The 17999-nt window shown below is 69.3% G+C and carries 16 protein-coding genes; 3 read left to right on the top strand and 13 right to left on the bottom strand.

The annotated features are described in order from the left end of the window. Nucleotides 1–27: 27 nt before the first annotated feature. Both AB7E03_RS16270 and AB7E03_RS16265 read right to left on the bottom strand, forming a co-directional pair. Complete coding sequence (locus AB7E03_RS16270) at nucleotides 28–1656, bottom strand: amidohydrolase (protein WP_489942377.1); 1629 nt, start codon at nucleotides 1654–1656, stop codon at nucleotides 28–30. Beyond that, nucleotides 1653–3083 (bottom strand): purine-cytosine permease family protein, encoded by a 1431-nt coding sequence (locus tag AB7E03_RS16265; RefSeq protein WP_489942376.1) that lies wholly within the window; start codon nucleotides 3081–3083, stop codon nucleotides 1653–1655. The genes AB7E03_RS16270 and AB7E03_RS16265 overlap by 4 nt, the downstream gene beginning before the upstream one ends. Nucleotides 3084–3167: 84 nt before the next feature. Between AB7E03_RS16265 and AB7E03_RS16260 the strand changes: the two genes are divergently transcribed. Further along, complete coding sequence (locus tag AB7E03_RS16260) at nucleotides 3168–3797, top strand: TetR family transcriptional regulator (protein ID WP_489942375.1); 630 nt, start codon at nucleotides 3168–3170, stop codon at nucleotides 3795–3797. A gap of 18 nt (nucleotides 3798–3815) precedes the next feature. Here the strand turns inward: AB7E03_RS16260 and AB7E03_RS16255 are convergent, their stop codons facing one another. Further along, entirely contained in the window at nucleotides 3816–4856 is a 1041-nt protein-coding gene (locus tag AB7E03_RS16255) for an aldo/keto reductase (RefSeq protein WP_489942374.1), read from the bottom strand. Between the two features lie 158 nt (nucleotides 4857–5014). Between AB7E03_RS16255 and AB7E03_RS16250 the strand changes: the two genes are divergently transcribed. Continuing rightward, nucleotides 5015–5929, top strand: coding sequence for an AraC family transcriptional regulator (locus tag AB7E03_RS16250; protein ID WP_489942373.1), 915 nt, complete (start codon nucleotides 5015–5017; stop codon nucleotides 5927–5929). 22 nt (nucleotides 5930–5951) lie between these two features. Here AB7E03_RS16250 and AB7E03_RS16245 read toward each other — a convergent pair whose 3' ends face one another. Continuing rightward, nucleotides 5952–6671, bottom strand: coding sequence for an SDR family oxidoreductase (locus AB7E03_RS16245; RefSeq protein ID WP_489942372.1), 720 nt, complete (start codon nucleotides 6669–6671; stop codon nucleotides 5952–5954). A gap of 116 nt (nucleotides 6672–6787) precedes the next feature. Here AB7E03_RS16245 and AB7E03_RS16240 point away from each other — a divergent pair, with 116 nt between their 5' ends. Next, a complete protein-coding gene (locus AB7E03_RS16240) occupies nucleotides 6788–7654 on the top strand; it encodes a LysR family transcriptional regulator (RefSeq protein WP_489942371.1) in 867 nt (288 codons plus the stop codon). Nucleotides 7655–7664: 10 nt separating this feature from the next. Here the strand turns inward: AB7E03_RS16240 and AB7E03_RS16235 are convergent, their stop codons facing one another. From AB7E03_RS16235 to panD, 9 genes are all read right to left on the bottom strand, one after another. Further along, complete coding sequence (locus AB7E03_RS16235; RefSeq protein ID WP_489942370.1) at nucleotides 7665–9662, bottom strand: beta-galactosidase; 1998 nt, start codon at nucleotides 9660–9662, stop codon at nucleotides 7665–7667. Beyond that, nucleotides 9659–10600: a carbohydrate ABC transporter permease gene (locus tag AB7E03_RS16230; protein WP_441783477.1), complete on the bottom strand. Its 942-nt coding sequence runs from the start codon at nucleotides 10598–10600 to the stop codon at nucleotides 9659–9661. The genes AB7E03_RS16235 and AB7E03_RS16230 overlap by 4 nt, the downstream gene beginning before the upstream one ends. Continuing rightward, complete coding sequence (locus AB7E03_RS16225; RefSeq protein WP_441783476.1) at nucleotides 10593–11546, bottom strand: carbohydrate ABC transporter permease; 954 nt, start codon at nucleotides 11544–11546, stop codon at nucleotides 10593–10595. Before AB7E03_RS16225 ends, AB7E03_RS16230 begins: the two co-directional genes overlap by 8 nt. Before the next feature lie 72 nt (nucleotides 11547–11618). Then, nucleotides 11619–12977 carry an ABC transporter substrate-binding protein gene (locus AB7E03_RS16220; RefSeq protein WP_489942369.1) on the bottom strand — a complete coding sequence of 453 codons (1359 nt, stop codon included), beginning with the start codon at nucleotides 12975–12977 and terminating at the stop codon, nucleotides 11619–11621. Nucleotides 12978–13005: 28 nt separating this feature from the next. Further along, nucleotides 13006–15117: a beta-galactosidase gene (locus AB7E03_RS16215; protein WP_489942368.1), complete on the bottom strand. Its 2112-nt coding sequence runs from the start codon at nucleotides 15115–15117 to the stop codon at nucleotides 13006–13008. A gap of 132 nt (nucleotides 15118–15249) precedes the next feature. After that, nucleotides 15250–16248: a LacI family DNA-binding transcriptional regulator gene (locus AB7E03_RS16210; protein ID WP_489942367.1), complete on the bottom strand. Its 999-nt coding sequence runs from the start codon at nucleotides 16246–16248 to the stop codon at nucleotides 15250–15252. Nucleotides 16249–16285: 37 nt separating this feature from the next. After that, nucleotides 16286–17059, bottom strand: a complete 774-nt coding sequence (locus AB7E03_RS16205; protein WP_489942366.1) for an SDR family NAD(P)-dependent oxidoreductase — start codon at nucleotides 17057–17059, stop codon at nucleotides 16286–16288. 64 nt (nucleotides 17060–17123) lie between these two features. Beyond that, on the bottom strand, nucleotides 17124–17462 hold the full coding sequence (locus tag AB7E03_RS16200; RefSeq protein WP_489942365.1) for a hypothetical protein: 339 nt from the start codon (nucleotides 17460–17462) through the stop codon (nucleotides 17124–17126). 5 nt (nucleotides 17463–17467) lie between these two features. Further along, a complete protein-coding gene (gene panD / locus AB7E03_RS16195) occupies nucleotides 17468–17884 on the bottom strand; it encodes an aspartate 1-decarboxylase (protein WP_489942364.1) in 417 nt (138 codons plus the stop codon). Nucleotides 17885–17999 lie beyond the last annotated feature (115 nt).

Below are 17999 nucleotides of genomic sequence, written 5' to 3'. Positions count from 1 at the left end.
ATCCGTGCGCGAGCCTCGGCGGCAGGCCTAGTCGGTGTAGGCCGTCCGGCCGGCGACGATCGTCTCCACCACGCGCGCCTCCAGCAGGGACTCGGGTCCGCTCTCGAACACGTCGGTGTCGAGCATCGCCACGTCGGCCGCGTAGCCGGGCGCAATTCGGCCGCGCCAGGCGCCGTCGCCGACGGAGGACGCCGCATCCCGAGTCGCGTGGGCGATCGCGCGCTCCAGCGGCAGGGCATACTGCGGCTGCGCGGCCGGTACCGAGGGAACCAGCGCGGAGGCGCGGGTCGAAGCGACGTACATGTTCGCGAGCGCCTCGTGCGGCGCGGTCGGCGAATCTGTCGAGAACGCCAGCAGCGCACCGGCGTCCTCATACTCCGGCCACGGGAAGGCCCGGTCGACACGGGAGTCGCCGAGCATCGCCACCCAGTTCTCGAAGATGGCCGGATCGGCGTGCACCGGCTGCATCGACGCGGTCACCCCCAGGCGCGCCATCCGCTCGGCTGTCCCCGGGGCTGCGTACTCCAGGTGCTCGATGCGGTGCCGGCGCGGCCGGTCGCCGTTCTGCTCGATCGCGCGCTCGATCGCATCCAGCGCGATCTCGCTGGCGTAGTCGCCGATGGCGTGCTGGGCGATCTGGAGCCCCGCTGCGTCCGCCGCCGCCACGACCGGTGTCAGCCTCTCCAACGGCCAGATCGGGTCGGCGTTCGAGCCGTTCGAGTACGGCTGCCGCATGGCCGCCGTGCACGCGTCGATCACCCCGTCGAGGATGAGCTTGATCCCGACCACCCGCAGCCAGGGTGTGGATGGCTCGGCGGCCAGGCGCGCGGCCTCCGCGACCTGGGCGAGGTTGGCCGCATCGTCTCCCGTGTTCGTGATCAGCCAGTGGGCGGCCACGCGGATCGGCAGTTCCCCGCCGCGTCGATCCTGCGCTCGCTGCAGGGCCGCCAGCGCGAACTCGTCCATGGCCATGTCGACCACTCCGGTGACGCCGGTCGCGAGGTAGGCGGCGAGCGCCCGCTCCACCTGGGCGTCGCGGTCGACGTCGGTCGTCGCCGCATCCCGCTGCGCCCAGGCGTACTGGGTGGCGGCCGTCTCCAGCAGCAGGCCGGTCGGGTTGCCGTCGGCGTCGCGAACGATCTCGCCGCCGATCGGATCGGGGGTGTCGCCCGTGATCCCGAGCTCGGTCAGCGCCGCCGAGTTGACCCAGCAGGAGTGGTAGTCGTTCGCATCCAGGTAGACGGGAATGTCGGAGATCACCTCATCGATCATCGCCGCGGTCGGCGCACCGCCGGACACCGCGTCGAACAGCCAGCCACGCCCGCGCAACACCGTCGCGCCGGGGTCGGCGGCCCGCGCCTCCAGAAGCAGGTTCCAGATATCGTCGAGCGTCCGCGCGCCGGTCAGGTACACCTGTCCCAGCGCCGCACCCATCATCAGCAGGTGCGTATGGGCGTCCGTGAACCCGGGGAGCACCAGCCGGCCCTCGAGGTCGATGACCCGGTCGGCCGCGGGCGGCTCCTCGCCGCCTTCCCGGCCCACCCAGACGATCCGATCGCCGGTGACGGCGAAGGCGGTCGCCCAGAGGTTCTCCGTGTCAGGGTCGGCGGTGAAAATCCGACCGTTCCGGTACAGCGTGTCAGCGAGCCCGGTCACGACCGGCCCTCCTTTCCGAGCCGCGTGCGACTCAACAGCAGATAGGCGCCGGCGGCGACCGCCATCCCGACCGGCACCGAGAGGTCCACGTGCCCGAGCGCCACTCCGATCGGGCCGGTCCAGACGTCCGTCGACAGGCACAGCGCGGTCGCCACACCACCGAGCAGGAGCGCCACGATACCCGGGATGCTCCAGCCGCCGGTGAACCAGAAGCGGCCGCCCCGGCCGGTGTCGAACAGGTCGACGCTGTCGTACACGTAGTGCCGCTGGAGCACATCCACGACGAAGATGGCCATCGCCGGCCCCGAGACGATGACGAGGAACTGCAGCATCAGATTCGCCGCCTCGAGCAGGCTGGACGACAGCACCAGGTAGATCGTCAGCGCCGTGCCGACCACACCCACGATGATCGCGGCGGGGATGCGCTTCAGCCGGAACCCGATCGCCTGCAGCGCCATGCTCGAGGTGTACGTCGTCATCGCGTTGAGCGCGATCGTGTTCACGACGACGCCGACGACGAGCACCGGGCCGAGCCATCCCGGCAGCAGGTCGAAGAGGGCGACGTCGATCCCCGCATCGAACGCGGGCGCCTTCAGGCCGGTGGCGAGGAGGACGCCGACGGCGGTGAAGACGATGAACGGCAGCGCCCCGCCGAACCCGGTCGCGGCCGCGATGTGCGACGGCTTCGTCGACCGCGGCAGGTAGCGGGCGATGTCCGGGCTGTTGATGAACGACAGCGGCGTGGAGGCGAGGATGGTGAACCCGATCGTGATCGCCGACCACAGCGGCACGCCGCCGAGCGGCTCAGGCGCGGTGTACGCCCAGTCCACGGTCGGGAGGATGAACGCCGAGACGAGCACGAAGATCGCGAACAGCACCACGGCCATCACCGGGTAGATGCGGAGGATGAGCCCGTGCCCGAAGATCGCGACCAGGACGGTCACCGCCGACACCACGATCGTCACCCCGATCGGAACCCACACCGGGTCGTCGAGACCGACCCGCCGCAGCAGGTCCGCACCCATGAACGAGGAGGCGAGCCAGGTGAGGGAGAGGAAGACCGCGCCGATGAACCAGCCGACGAAGGCGACGAAGAGCTTGTTGCCGACGATCCCGTACATCGCCCGCGTCACGACCGAGCCGGAGGTGCCGGCGGCCGGCCCGCTCGCCGCGATCAGCCCGGGGAAGACCCAGAGCAGCGACGCGGCGAGGATGACGGCGAACGCCTGCCAGATCTCCAGGCCCAGCAGGATGAGCGTCGCCCCGATCGTGAAGTTCAGGATGCTGACGCCGGGTGCCGCCCAGACGAAGAAGAGGTCGCGGGCACGGCCGTGCCGCTCGGAGTCGCTGATGACCTCGATGCCGCGGGTCTCGGGCTGCGTCGAGGCGTCCACGAAGTGCTCGGGGCCGGTCCGCGTCTCAGACATGGGGTTCCTCTCCTGACCCAGCTCCATCGCTGTTGGTCATGCGGCCAATAGGCTGTTGGTCAGTCATTCAATAGCATGGGACCCATGGAGTCAAGCGCGCCCCCTCCCCGCTCCCGCAAGCAGCCGGAGGAACGCAGGGAGGAGATCCTCGCGGCGGCAGCCGTGATCGCGCTCGACGAGGGCCTCGAGCGGATCACGCTTCGCGCGGTCGCAACCCGGCTCGGCGTGCGTCCCGGGCTGATCTCCCACTATTTCCCCGCCGCAGAAGACCTGGTCGACGAGGCATTCGTGCGCGCCGCGACGATCGAACGCGAGCGCTTCTTCCCGCGCGAAGGCACCGGCCTCGAACGGCTGGCGCACTTCGTCCACCACATCGAGACCGGCGCCTCCCTCCCCCTCGCGCGGCTGTGGCTCAACGCGCGCCACCTCTCCCGCTTCACCCCGTCATTGGATGTGACCCTCACCGCCCAAGACGCCCTCGACCGCGCCCGGCTGCGGGCGATCATCGAGGACGGCATCGCCGAAGGCGACTTCGCCCCGGTGGACCCGGAGGGCGCAAGCATCCGCATCCTCATGGCCGTCGACGGTGGCGGCTCCTACGTCAACAGCACCGACGACCTGAGCCACCCGTCCCACGTCCGTTTCGTTGCGGACGTCTCCGAGTGGACACTCGGCCTGCCGCCCGGGACGCTGAGGGCCGTCGCGGGCCGGTAGCAGTGGCGGATAGCCGGATCAGGCCTCTGCGACGAGCGCCGAGGCTTTCTCCCGCCGACGTCGCAGCGCAGGGTCCACGAGGGCGGGAGGGGTGGCGGCGTAGCTGTCGTCGTTGAGCTCCGTTCCGGGCGGGACGATCGCGTCAATCCGGTCGAGCACCTCGTCGGACAGCACGACGTCGGCCGCCGCCAGCAGTCCGTCGACCTGCTCCTGCGTGCGCGGGCCGATGATCGCGGAGGTGACCGCGGGATGCGAGGTCACGAACGCGATCGCCAGCTGGGGCATGGTGAGTCCGGCATCGGCCGCGACCCGCTGGAGTTCCTCCACCGCGCGAGCCCGCCGCCGACCTGCTTCCGTCGCGGGGTCGTACAGCGCGCCGCGCGTCTGTGCGCGGTGGCCCCTGTCGGGCCGCGGTCGCCCGGAGAGCCACCCGCCGTGCAACGGGCTGTAGGTGAGCACGCCCATCTCGTACTGCTGGGCGACCGGGAAGACCGCCCGCTCCGGCACCCGGCCGAGGATGGAGTACATCGGCTGCTCGCTGAGGAACCGGTGCGTCCCGGCAGCGTGTGCCACCCACTGCGCCTCGACGATCTTCTCGGCGGCGAACGTGGACGCGCCCACCGCGAGCACCTTCCCGGACCGCATGAGGTCGTCGAGCGCGGTCAGCGTCTCAGTGAGGTCGGTGTTCCCGTCAAAGCGGTGCAACTGATACAGGTCGATACGGTCGGTGCCCAGCCTCCGGAGGCTGTCCTCGACCGCGCGGACGATCCAGCGGCGCGATGCACCACCCGAATTCGGGTCGGCACCCATCGGGAGGCCGAACTTGGTGGCCAGGACCACCTCGTCGCGGCGGGCCGCGATGGCTCGCCCGACGATGATCTCCGACTCGCCCGCCGAGTACACGTCGGCCGTGTCGACGAAATTGATCCCCGCGTCGAGCGCGCTGTTGATGACGCGCGCGTCATCGTGGTCACTGTTGCCCATCGTCCCGAACATCATCGTGCCGAGCGCGAGCTCGCTCACCGACCATCCCGTCGCACCGAAAATCCTGCGTCTCATCGTTTCTCCATCCCTTCGTGCGGATGCTTCCATCGCATCACCGGGGAGCGCTGCGCCCTACATCGATCCTGCGGGGGTCGTGCACGATCCTGCCGACGTGCGTGCAGACGCCGGCGCAGTGTTTGCGCGGACGCCCGTCATGGTGCTTATCTCGCCGTATGGCACGACTGGCCGACCTGCGCGATCTGATCATCCGGCATGCCCGCGGCGGCATCCGCCGGAACATCGTCGACGGGCTGAGCCTCGGCGTCGTGACCGACGGCACACCCCCGGCCGCGACCATGTCCGAGCCGTCCGTGACCCTGATCGCGGGCGGTCGCAAGCGCACCGCGGTGGGCGACCTGGAGTTCGTCTACGGCGCCGGCGAGTACCTCGTCGTCTCCATCGACCTTCCGGTGACGGGCCGGGTCGAGCACGCGACCCGTGACGACCCGTTCGTCGTGTTCAGCCTGGCCCTGAGACCGCCGGTCATCGCCGCACTGCTGCTGGACACGGTCGATGTCGCACGACCGCCCGCCTTCACCGGTCTCGCTGTGGGCACAGCCTCCGCCGGTCTGGTCGACGCTGCGTGCCGGATGCTGAACCTGCTGGACGACCCGGCCGACCGTGCCGCCCTCGGCCCGGCCACCGAGCGCGAGATCGTCTGGCGCCTGCTCACCGGCCAGCAAGGCGGCATCGTGCGCCAGATCGGTCTTGCCGACGGGAGCATCGCGCACATTTCGCGGGCGATCGGCTGGATGCGCGAACACGTCGCCGATCCGGTCGCCGTGGCCGACCTGGCTCGGATCAGCGGAATGAGCGTGTCCACCTTCCACCGGCATTTCCGGGCGGCGACCTCGATGACTCCCCTCCAGTGGCAGAAGGCGTTGCGGCTGCGCGAGGCCCGAGGCCGGCTGCTCATGGGAGCGGCCGGCGTCGCCGAGGCGGGATACGCCGTCGGCTACGGGAGCCCGTCGCAGTTCAGCCGAGAGTACCGCCGCGCCTTCGGGCGTCCACCAGGGCAGGATGTACGCGAGCTACGGAACGACGACGCCCAGTCCCCTGTGCAGGGCGCGGACGCCTGGATCCCCTGAGCCCGGGCATCCTGGACCGGGGTCACACCAGGAGCGCCCCGCCGTCCACCGGGATGGACGCGCCCGTCATGAACGACTGGGTCATGGAGTACAGGAACGCCTTCGCGACGTCGTGGACCTCCCCGACCCGGCCGACCGGGAGGATGTCGGCCTGCTGCTGGTACATCGCCTCCTGGTCCTCCGGGCTCATCCCGCCCCAGAGGGGGCTCCGAACGATGCCGGGCTCGACCACGTTCACACGGATCGGCGCCAGCTCGACCGCGAGGGCCCCGGCGAGGCTCGTGGTCGCACCGCACAGGCTGGACGCGACCGCCCAGCCGGCACCGGGACGGGTGCGAGCCGAGCCCGAGGTGAGGGTGATCGATCCCCCCGGGCGGATGTGCCGTGCCGCCGCGCTGACGGCGTTCAGCGCCCCGAAGTACCGCACCTGGAAGAAGGTGCGCGCTTCGTCGATGTCGAGTCCTTCCAGCGGCAGGAGCCCGAGCGGCTCCCCGGCAGTGTAGACGAGGTGGTCAAACGCGCCCACCTCGTCGAAGAACGACTGCACGGCGGTGGAATCGAGGACGTCGAGGGTGCGGCCGATGGCGCCGGCGGAGAGCTCGCCGAGCGCCGCGTCGATACTCGACTGCCGGCTGGAGGCGATCACCACCTCCGCTCCTGCGTCGACCGCGGCGTGGGCTGTCGCCAAGCCGATTCCGGAGGTTCCGCCGATGATGACGACGCGCTTGCCCGTGAGAGACATGGGGTTCCTTTCGTTGAGCCGCATCGAGCATCCCTCCCCCGCATCGCCGCCGTCCAAGACCTCTTTCGTCTGGAATGACACCCAACGGGTATCACCGACCGTGCGAAGCTTGTGGCGTGAACACCGACCTCGACCTGCGGAAGCTGCGGTACTTCGTCGCCGTCGCCGACGAGCTCAACTTCGGGCGGGCTGCCGAGGCACTGATGATCGCGCAGCCGGTCCTCTCCCGGCAGATCCGGGCGTTCGAGGCGGAGCTCGGTGTGCAGCTGTTCGTGCGCGACACCCGCGGCACGGAGCTCACCGAGCCTGGCCGCCTGCTCTACCAGGAGGCGAAAGCGCTGCTCGCGTCGGCCTCGGCAGTGCGCCGCAGGGTGGCCATCGCCGCGCGAGGCGAGTCCGAATTCACCGTCGGCTTCATGCCGGGCGTGATGGTCACCTCGGCTGTACGGGCCTTCCAGCACTCCCACCCGGATGTGACGATCCAGGTCATGCGCACCAGCTGGGACGACCAGGTGCGGGTGCTCCACGACGGCCGCGCGGACGTGAGCTACCTGCGGCGACCGTTCGACGGCACGGGACTGACCACCGAGCTGCTGTTCTCCGAACCGCGCGTGGTCGTGCTCCCGACGGATCACGAGCTGGCGGCCGCCTCCAGCGTTCTGATGGCCGACCTCGCCGGTGAGCATCTGCTCCAGGATCCGGCGGCCGTGCCGGAGTGGGAGGCGATCGCGACCGAGCTGCAGCGTCGGCCCGGCCGGGCTCGTCCGCCCGGCCGGACCGTTGAGGAGAAACTGGAGTTGGTCGCGGTGGGCAACGGGATCGCCATCCTCCCCCTGTCGACCGCGCAGTTCTACCGGCGGGACGACGTCGCCGTCGTCTCGGTGTCCGACCTGCCCCCGACCGACGTGCTGCTCGGATGGGACCGCAGCAGACGGTCCCCCCTCATCGACGCGTTCGTGGCCATCGCCCGCGACCCGAAGTAAGCCGGCCGGCTCACGCCTCTGCGACGAGCGCCACCCCCTGCGCTCCCAAGCGAAGGCTCGACGCCGAGGCTCCGGTGAGGATGTCGGTGCCGGGCACATCGATCGTCACGGCATCCTCCGAGTGGTTGATGGCCACCAGGATCCGACCGCGGCGGACGAACTCGACTCCAGCGACCACCGGCAGCCGGTCGACGCGCGCTGAGGCGAGCACGCCGTCCAGCAGCGCGACGAGGGGCGCTTCATCGAGCTGGGTCGCCACGTACCACGCGGTCCCGTCGCCTCGGGCGTGCCGGGTGACGGCGGGATGGCCGTCCAGCGCTCCGCCGTCGAAGACCGCCGCGACGCTGGCCGTCTCGACCCGGACGTACTCCGACCAGAGCGAGGCGGAGGCGTCGCCACCGACCGCCTCGCCGCGGACCCGGACAGCGGGAGGCTCGCCCCCGCCGAGTGCGGCCAGGTCCGGGGCTGCGGGCGGGGCGAACTCCTCCACCCAGACGCCCAGCGTCTGCTGGAGCGTGCCGAGGTAGCCCCCGGTGCGCACGTGCAGGTTCTTGTCGAGGATGCCGGTCAGGTAGCCGACGACGAGTGTGCCGCCCTGGCTCGCGTACGCATCCAGCGCATCCAGCTGTTCATCGCTTGCGACGAAGAGCGAGGGGACGACCACGACGCGGTAGCCCGCGAGGTCGCCGGTCGGTTGGACGAAGTCGACGGTCGCACCCGCCGCCACCAACCCTCGGTACCAGGCGAACACGCCCGCGAGGTACTGGATGGCCGTCGGGGAGGCCTTCTGCTCGATCGCCCACCACGAATCCCAGTCGAAGACGATCGCGACCTGCGCGGGCACCGGCTGACCGAGGAGACCGTCCTCGCCGGACAGCTCCTTCAGTTCGGCGCCCAGCTGCTCGACCTCGCGGAAGATCCGGGTGTCCGTCCCCCCGTGCGGGACCATCCCCGCGTGGAACTTCTCCGCACCGGCGACCGCCTGCCGCCACTGGAAGAACAGGATGCCGTCGGCACCCCGCCCGATGCTCTGGTACGACCAGGCCCGCATCTGCCCGGGCGTCTTGGCCGCGTTGCGTTCGCGCCAGTTCACCGCACCGGGAGACTGCTCCATCAGAAGCCACGGTTTTCCTCCGCCGAGGGATCGCATCAGGTCGCGCTGCATGGCGGCGTACGTCGGCGACAGCGGGTCGGCGGGATCGGGGTAGGAGTCGTCCGACACGATGTCGACCTCCTGGGCCCACGCCCAGTAGTCGGCCGGCTTGAAGAAGCCCATGAAGTTCGTCGTGATCGGGACGGTCGACCGCGACCGGATGATGTCGGTTTCGGCCCGGAAGCACGCGCGCAACTCGTCCGAGCTGAAGCGATCGAAATCGAGCAGCTGGGTCGGGTTCTGGAAGGTCGGAGCGGCACGCGGCGGGAAGACCTCGTCGAATCCGTCGTAGTGCTGCGACCAGAAGGCGGTCCCCCACGCGTCGTTCAACGCCTCGACCGTCCCGTACTTGGCCTCCAGCCAGGCGCGGAACGCCGCGGCCGAGACGTCGCAGTAGCAGTGGCTGACGTGGCAGCCGTACTCGTTGTTCACGTGCCACAGCTCGAGGGCGGGATGGTCGGCGTAGCGCTCCACGATCGCCGACACGAGACGCGCGGCGTACCGCCGGTAGACCGGCGAGCTCGGGCAGTACGCCTGCCGGCTGCCGGGCCAGAGCGTCACGCCCTGCTCCGTGACGGGGAGCATCTCGGGATGCTTCACCGCGAGCCAGGGCGGCGGCGAGGCCGTCGCCGTGGCGAGATCCACCCGGATTCCGCCGCCGTGGAGCAGGTCGATCACCTCATCCAGCCAGGTGAAGTCGAACTCGCCGTCACGCGGTTCGATGCGCGCCCAGGAGAAGATGCCGACCGAGACCAGGTTCACTCCGGCGCGGTTCATCAGCTCCACATCCTCGCGCCAGACCTCCGCCGGCCACTGCTCGGGGTTGTAGTCGCCGCCGTAGTGGAATCCGCTCATTCTTTGACACTCCCGCTCGCTAGTCCGGTCGTCCAGTATCGCTGCAGGAACAGGAACGCGATGACCAGGGGGATGATGGACACGAGCGAACCCGTGATGACGACGGAGAACAGGGCCTGGGATCCGCCGCCCGCCGCGCTGGTGGCCTGCTGCTGGGCGAGGCCCACCGTGAGCGGGTACAGGTCGGAGCTGTTCAGCATGATCAGCGGCAGGAAGTAGTTGTTCCACGTCCCGACGAGGGCGAACAGGAAGACGGTCACGATGCCGGGCCCGAGCAGGCGGAGGCCCACCTGCCAGAAGATCCGGAACTCGCCCGCCCCATCCACTCGACCCGCCTCGATCATCGAATCGGGGATGGCATCGGCCGCGTACACGCGCATCAGGAAGACGCCGAACGGGCTCACCAGCGACGGCACGATGACGGCCGCCGGCGTGTTCGTGATCCCGAGCTGGCTGAACATCAGGTACGTCGGCAGCGCCAGAGCCGTCAGCGGGATCATGATCGCGCCCAGCACGACGCTGAACATCAGGATCGCGCCGGGGAAGCGGTACTTCGCGAAGGCGTAACCGGCCATGGTGGCGAGCAGGGATGCGCCGATCGCGCTCACCAGCGCGTACACCAGGGTGTTGATCGCCCAGTGCACGTAGATGCCGTTCTGCGCCGTGAACACCGCGCCGATGTTGGTGAAGAGATCGAACGTGCGGCCGAAGGCGAACCCGAAGGTGCTGAACAGGTCGGCGTTGCTCTTGGTCGACGCGATGAACAGCCAGACGATCGGCAGCACGAAGTAGAGCGCGCAGATCCACAGCATCACCGTGAGCAGAGTGCTCCGCTGCTTCTCCCGGTTGTAGGCGCGGGCCTGCCCGCGCGCACGGCGGCCGCGCGGCGTCGCCGCGGTGCCCGGCACCACCGGCTGGTCTGTCGCTGTCTCAGTCATTGCGGATCTCCCTGCGCTGGGCCGAAAGCTGCACCACGTAGGACACGATCGCGATCAGGATCCCGAGCAGGAAGGCGATGGCGGCCGCGTAGTTGACGTCCTGGTTGGTGAAGGCGAGGTTGTACGCGTAGTAGTTGGGCGTGTACCCGTTGTCGATCACGTTCGGTGCCAGCGCGTGCAGAAGGCTCGGCTCGTTGAACAGCTGGAATGTGCCGATGATCGAGAAGATCACCGTCAGGATGATCGCCGGCCGGATGCCCGGGATCTTGATGCTCCACGCCACCCGCCACTGGCTGGCCCCGTCGATCTCGGCCGCCTCGAACAGCTCGGTCGGGATCGAACGCAGAGCCGCGTACATGATGATCATGTTGTAGCCGACGAAGGCCCAGGTGACGATGTTCATCATCGAGCCGAGCATGTTCTGCGCGCTCAGCAGGTCAGGGGCGCCGAGTCCGATACCCCGGAAGGCCTGCGCGATCGGACCGAAGTCGTTGCCGTAGAGGTATCCCCACATCAGCGTGGCGACGACCCCGGGCACGGCGAACGGCAGGAAGATCAGCAGCCGCAGAGCGATCGATCCGCGCACCCGGCCGCTGTCGAGGGCGAGCGCGAAGAACAGCGAGAGCGCCAGCATGATCGGCACCTGGATGATCAGGAAGAGGCCCATCCGTCCGATGCCCGCCAGGAAGTCCGGGTCGGTGAACGCGCGGATGTAGTTGGCGAACCAGGCGAACGTCTGGCCGCCCACGAGCTGGGTGGTGAACAGGCTCAGGTAGCCGGAGTAGAGCAGCGGCAGGAGCAGCATCACGACGAAGACGATCATGAACGGCGCGACGAACAGGTACGCCGCGAGGTTCAGCCGGCGTTGGTTGGCGCTCCGCCTGGGTCGTTGTCGCTCGGTGCGCTCTCGCGTTCGCACCCCGGCGGGTGCGACGGACTGGGTCATGATGAACTCCCTTGTTCGAACCTGTCGCGCTGCGGCCGGCGGCGGGACCCGATCCCGCCGCCGGCGCAGGTGTCACTTGTTGACGGAGAAGCCCTGCTGGGTCCCGTAGCTGACGAGGGCCTTCTGCCAGGCGTCAAGGCCGGCGGACAGGTCGCCCTTCGCGGCGAGCGCTTTGCCCATCGTCTCGGTGTAGCTCGAATAGGCGTAGTCCATGTACGGCAGCCAGTCGAACTTCGTGTCGACGGTGGTCGAGATGTTCGCGAACAGCTCGTTCACCTTCTGGCCTCCGTAGAACGGCGCCTGCTGATCGACGAAGGCCGGATCCTTCAACGTCGAGTTCAGCGTCGGGAACAGGAACTGCTTGTTCGCGAACATCAGCGTCGACTCGGGGTCGTTGTTGATGAACTTGGCCAGCTCGTATGCGGCGATCGGGTTCTTCGTGGTCTTCAGGACCGCGTCGGAGGATCCGCCCCAGTTTCCGGAGGCCGGCTTGGCTCCCGGCGTCTGCGGGAGTTCGGCCGCTCGCCACAGACCCGAGGTCTTGGCGGCGGTCCCCTGCAGGAAGACGGGCGCCCATGCGGCGGTCAGCCATCCGGCGTACTTGCCGTTCGCGAGACCCTGGTACCAGCTGTCGGTGAAGTCGGGGTCGGTGGAGACGTATCCCTTCTGGATGAGGTCCTGCCAGTACGCCGCGACCTTCTTCGCCTCGGCGCTGTTCACATCCACGGTGACGCCCTTCTTGCCGTCGTAGCCGAAGGGCTTCACGCCGGCCTGCCAGAGGAGGCCGAGCATCTGTCCGGCCTGGCTGGACGCGAGGTTCGACATGAAGACGCCGGTCTTCGACTTGACCGACGCGGCATCGGTCGCGTACTGATCCCAGGTCTTTGGCGGCTCAGTGACACCGGCCTTCTCCAGGATGTCCTTACGGTAGAGGTTCCCCATCGGGCCGGAGTCCTGCGGGACCGCGTAGACGCCGTCGTTCTGGTTCACCTGGTTCCACACCCACGGCACGTACTGGTTCGCCAGGTCGCCGGCGCCGTACGGCTTCAGGTTCAGGAGGCTGTCGGTGACGGTGAACGACGAGATGTACTGGAACTCGATCTGAGCCACGTCCGGAGCGCCCTTGCCGGCCTTCAACGCCGTGCGGAGCTTCTGGTAGTGCGGTGCGCCCTGACCGACGTTCTCGACGTTGACCTTGATCGCGGGGTACTTCTTCTCGAACAGGGCGACCTCGTTCTTGATGTCGGGGACCCAGGTCCAGAAGGTCAGCGTCGTCGGCGTCTTCATCGCCTTGTCGATGTCGGACTGCGAGACCGGCTTGGTATCGCCGCCCGTCCCTCCACCGCCTCCGGTGCAGCCGGTCAGCACCAGGGCCACGGCCAGCAGACCGGTCCCCAGCGCCATCGCTGTTCTCGGTGCTTTCTTCCTCATGAGCGTTCTCTTTCTCTCGGTGTTCCGGTCACGCCTGTGAACCGGCGGCCTCGAACACGGCGACGTCGCGCGGTTCGAGGGTGAAGCGGGATCCGGCGGCATACCGCTCGCCGGTCTCGACGTGGATGCTGTCGACGGGCATGTCGACCCGGTGCGGCCGCCCGGACCAGTTGTGGACGAAGGTGACGGTCTTCTCGCCCGAGCGCCCGGTGCTGACGGTCACCGGCGACTCGGCGGCCCAGGCGGATGCTGCCGTCTCGGGCACGAGCCAGCGCGCGAGGCTGCGTGCGAGCTCCCGGTTCGGGACGGTGCCGACATAGGTGATGCGCCCCGCACCGAAGGGCGCCGTCGTGATCGCGGCGTCGGCGCCCAGTTCCGTCGGCTCGTAAGAGACGACCGTCTCGGCGCCGTCGAGGTTGAGTACGTCGACCCAGGCGGTCGCCTGCGACCCCGGCTCCAGCTCGATGGCCGTGCCGGCCGTGCCGGTCGCCGTGACGTCCAGCGGCTCGGCCAGGTTGCTGTACTCGTCGTACCAGACGCCGGCCGCGTCGTGCAGGCGGTCCGGTGCGACGCCACGGCGGGCTCGGGCCAGCTCGTCGCCGTAGCCGGTGCGGATGCCGAGCACCAGGTGGCCTCCCGCCTCGGCATACGCCCGCAGCGCATCCAGCACCGCATCGTCGGCGACGTACTCGGCGGCGGCGACGAGAACTGGATACCGCTCGACCAGGTCGGCCGCGGAGTGCTGGACGAACTGTCGTGTGTGCTGCACGCGCACCTGCGCGCCGGTCTCGCTGAACCCGCGGTAGAAGGCGTCGGCGATGCGGCCGTACGACTCGGTGTCGGGGCCGCCGTCGTCCGTCGCGAGAGGCGGATAGAACTCGAACGACCACTTGGTGTCGGTGGAGTGCAGCATGAGCACGTCCGCATCCGGCTCGAACCCGTCGAGGGCGCCGCCGATGCGCTTCAGGCTCGCGCCGAGCTCAGCGACCTCCCGGTAGATGCGGCCGGGCACCTGGCTGTGCGGGAGCACGCCGCCCCAGTAGGTCTCCACCCCGAAGTGGAGGGTGTGCCAGTGCCAGTACTCGACCATCCGGGCGCCACGGCTCACCAGCGCGAACGCCGCCTGCTTGATCTGCCCGGGATACGGCGGCTGGTTCTGCCAGGGCCCGCCGATCGACTGCGCGTTCGTCTCGGTCACGAGGAAGCGCTCCTGCGCCGACGAGAACGCCCGGTCGGCCCACTGGAACAGGGCCCACGGCCCGGTGTGCCACCACTGCGCGCGCCGCGGGAGGTCGACGTCGGCGGAGAGGCCGTCCTGCATCAGGTAGTACGGGTTGCCCGCGGTGATATCGAGGGAGGCGACGAGCTCATCATCGGAGATCTGCGGACGGGAGTACGAGATGCAGGTGGTGACGAACTGGTCGTCCCTGGCGTACTCGCGGACGATGGCGGCCTGCCAGGCGATCAGGTCGGTGGCCTGTTCGCCCTGGAACCGGCGCCATTCGAGCTGGTACTGCGGCATCCGGTTACCCCCGGGCCGCCAGAGCTCCGACCACTCGGCGATGCGGTGCGACCAGTAGACCAGGCCCCACTCGTCGTTCAGCCGCTCGACGGTGCCGTAGCGTTCGCGCAGCCAGCCGACGAACGCCTGGAAGGTGCTCTCGTTGTGCGGCAGGTTGTTGCCTGGCTCGTTGTCGACCTGGTAGCCGATCACGGAGGGATGGTCGGCGTAGCGGGCGACCACCTTCCGGATGATCCGCTCCGCGTACCAGCGGTACACGGGAACGGACTGGTCCATCTCCTGGCGCGCTCCCCAGCCGATCGCATGCCCGTCGCCCTCGATGGCCGCGATCTCCGGGTGGAGCGTCTGCAGCCACGGCGGGATGGCGTACGTGGGGGTGCCCAGGATGACGGCGATGCCCCGCGCGTGCGCGCCGTCGAGCACCGGCTGGAGCCAGTCGAGGTCGAACTCCCCGTTGCGCGGCTCCCACGTCGACCACACCGACTCGCCGACGCGGATCACGGTGAACCCGGCTTCGACCATCAGGTCGAGGTCGCGATCGAGCGTCCCCGCCTCCTGGTACTCGGCGTAGTAGGCGGCTCCGAAGAGCACGCCGGGGAACGGGGGGTTCTGGGTCATCGTCGACCTTTCGCATCGTCACGCTGTTATCGACAACATCCGGAGGGTGCTTCCTGAATGTTGTCGACAACATTAGGTGGGTGCGATGCTACACAGGCCGTCGCCCGGCGCACAAGCACCGAGACCGGATGGTTACCTTTCCGGTGCCCGGACGGGTGCCGTCGACCCTCTGTGCACGAGTTCGGGGAGGCGGTAACCGGGCACGTCAGCGACGTCCTCCCCCTCGATCTTCGCGATCAGCACGTTCATCAGATACGCGCCCTCGCCCTCGAAATCGAGCCGGATGGTGGTGAGCGACGGGAGGTGGAACCGCGACTCCGGTGCGTCGTCCATCCCGATCACGCTGACATCCTCCGGCACCCGGACGCCGCGCTCCGCGAGCCCGAAGATCAGCCCGATGGCCATGCTGTCGTTGGCGAGCGCGACGGCGGTGACCCCGTCCGGCAGGTCGTGCGCCGCCCGATAGCCGGCCTCCGCCGACCAGTCGCCGTCGTGCTCCCAGACCACCTCCAGGCCGCGCTCGGCGGCCACGTCCAGGAAGCCCGTCCGCCGCTCGCCCGCTGCGATCCACACCTCGGGCCCGTTCACGAAGGCGACCCGGCGGTGACCGAGGTCGGCCAGGTGGGCGGCGGCGAGCCGGCCCGGGTGCGCACGGGGATTGGCGCCGAACGACGCCAGCCCCTCCCCCGAGTCGACGGAGATGGGGACGTCGATGTTGCGGTTCGCGACCGCGACGCGGACCGCGTTCGTCTGGGCGGTCGCGAAGACGCCGGCGATTTGGTGCTCCATGACGACGTCAAGCGCCGCATCGACCGAGTCCACGTCCTCGCCGTCCATCGACGCGATGTCGAGGACGTACCCGCGGCTGCGCGCCGCCGTCGTGGCGCCGGCGATGATCCGGCCGGGGCCGGACAGCTCCATGCGGTGCGCCAGGATGCCGATGCGGTTCGACTGCCGCGAGCGTAGCCAGCGGGCTGCCCCGTTCGGCCGGTAGTTCAGCTCGTCGATCGCGGCCTGGACCTTCGCACGCGTCGTCGGGCGGATGCCCTCGAAACCGTTGAGGAAGCGGGTGACCGTCTGGTGCGAGACTCCCGCCTGACGTGCCACATCGTAGATGGTGGCGCGCTTCATGAACTGTAGTGTAGCCACCGCCGACGGCCGGGCTTCCTCACATCGTCTGCCGGAGGCCCCCGTCGATGACCACATCGGACCCCGTCAGGTTGCCCAGCAGCGGGCTCGCGAGCATGACCGTGAGCGCGGCAACCTCCTCCGGTGTCGTGAACCGTCCGGTCACCATCGACTCCTCGGCGCCGCGCTTCACCTGCGCCGGGTCGCCGCCGCCGGCCGCCGCGACCGTCTGTGCGACCCCGCCGGCTCCCAGCCACAGATCCGTCGCGACCGGGCCCGGGCTGATCGAGTTGACCCGGATGCCGCGGTGCCCGACCTCCTTCGAGAGCGACTTCGTGAAGCTCAGCAGGGCGGCCTTCGCCGCGCTGTAGTCCATCACCAGCGGGTCGGCGAGGATCGCGTTCTCGGAGGCGATGTTCACGACGCATCCGCCGTCGGGGATGCGGTCGAACAGCGCGCGGGTGGTCCGGACCGCGGCCAGGGCGTTCAGCTGGTACGTGTTCGACCACTGCTCGTCGGTGATGCTGGGGAATCCGCCGGGCCGCGGCGGAGCCGACCCGACGTTGTTCACCAGGATGTCGACCGGTCCGGAAAGCCGCGCCGCCACGGCGATGATGCCCTCATCGGTACTCAGGTCGGCCTCGAAAAGCTCGAACCCGCCCTCCTGCTGCAGCGCCGCCGTCTCGGGCGTGCTCTTTCGGGCGATGCCGGTCACTGTCGCGCCCTCCTGGATGAGAGCGCGGGCGATGGCAAGCCCGATCCCCCGGCTCGCCCCGGTGACGACTGCGTGCTTGCTGCTGAGTTCGAGATCCACGGCGCGAGACTATGGGAGGCCGGTGGGCCGCGGCTAGGGCCGCTGTCCCGCGCGTCTCTTCACGTCACCAACCGTGGGTGTTGAACCACTCCCGCGCCCGGAGCGCGTCGGCGTCGGTCTCGGTCGCATCCGTCGTGTCGTGCTCGACCAGCCGGCCGGTCGCGTCGAGGTCGATGAAACGCAGGCAGCGCTCGCACAGCGCGCGACCCTCCGGGAAGCCGTCGGGAAGCGTCTCGGCCGGCGTCCCGGGCTCTCCCGAGCCGGGGCAGCGCGGCGGGTCGGCGGACGTGTCGTTCCACATCGCCCCGTTGTGGCGGTGCAGCCCCGGGTGGCCCAGCGGCCGGGTGCACCGGCGGCCCGCGTTGCGGCTGGGGCAGAAGCGCGCGGGCGCTGAAACAGTCACTGCGCCTACCGCGGCAGCGACAGCGGCGGCGACTCGACGCCGTCCGTGAGAGCCGCCGCAGGGTCGTCGCCCACGGCGAGGATGCGGTTGCGCTCATCGACGTGCACGACGCTGGGCGTGAACGTGCGCGCCTCCGCGTCGTCGAGCTGGGCGTACGAGATCACGATGATCGTGTCGCCCACCTGCGCCAGGTGCGCCGCCGCGCCGTTGACACCGATCACGCCGCTGCCGCGCTCGCCCGCGATCAGGTAGGTCTCCAGACGCGAGCCGTTGGTCACATCCACGACGGCGACCTGCTCTCCCGGCAGGAGATCCGCGGCCTCCATCAGATCGAGGTCGACGGTGAGCGAGCCGACATAGTGGAGGTCGGCGTGCGTCACCGTGGCGCGGTGGATCTTCGACTTGAACATCGTTCGGAGCACGAACTCATCCAACCATCGCGGCGCCCCTGATGTTCCCTGCTCTCCCCTCCCATCCCTCCGCAGATTCGGCACGAATGTCGACTTCGCCGGCGGCGAAGTCGACATTCGGCACGAA

It is taken from the genome of Leifsonia sp. RCC_180 (assembly GCF_058138205.1).
Note: the sequence above shows the minus strand (reverse complement) of the source record. Positions and strands in the feature narration are given on the sequence as shown.

Coding starts and splice junctions, on each gene's coding strand:
- AB7E03_RS16225 (WP_441783476.1), bottom strand. CDS start 11,546: ATGACCCAGTCCGTCGCACCCGCCGGGGTGCGAACGCGAGAGCGCACC.
- AB7E03_RS16245 (WP_489942372.1), bottom strand. CDS start 6,671: ATGTCTCTCACGGGCAAGCGCGTCGTCATCATCGGCGGAACCTCCGGA.
- AB7E03_RS16255 (WP_489942374.1), bottom strand. CDS start 4,856: ATGAGACGCAGGATTTTCGGTGCGACGGGATGGTCGGTGAGCGAGCTC.
- AB7E03_RS16260 (WP_489942375.1), top strand. CDS start 3,168: ATGGAGTCAAGCGCGCCCCCTCCCCGCTCCCGCAAGCAGCCGGAGGAA.
- AB7E03_RS16230 (WP_441783477.1), bottom strand. CDS start 10,600: ATGACTGAGACAGCGACAGACCAGCCGGTGGTGCCGGGCACCGCGGCG.
- AB7E03_RS16220 (WP_489942369.1), bottom strand. CDS start 12,977: ATGAGGAAGAAAGCACCGAGAACAGCGATGGCGCTGGGGACCGGTCTG.
- AB7E03_RS16210 (WP_489942367.1), bottom strand. CDS start 16,248: ATGAAGCGCGCCACCATCTACGATGTGGCACGTCAGGCGGGAGTCTCG.
- AB7E03_RS16215 (WP_489942368.1), bottom strand. CDS start 15,117: ATGACCCAGAACCCCCCGTTCCCCGGCGTGCTCTTCGGAGCCGCCTAC.
- AB7E03_RS16265 (WP_489942376.1), bottom strand. CDS start 3,083: ATGTCTGAGACGCGGACCGGCCCCGAGCACTTCGTGGACGCCTCGACG.
- AB7E03_RS16235 (WP_489942370.1), bottom strand. CDS start 9,662: ATGAGCGGATTCCACTACGGCGGCGACTACAACCCCGAGCAGTGGCCG.
- AB7E03_RS16250 (WP_489942373.1), top strand. CDS start 5,015: ATGGCACGACTGGCCGACCTGCGCGATCTGATCATCCGGCATGCCCGC.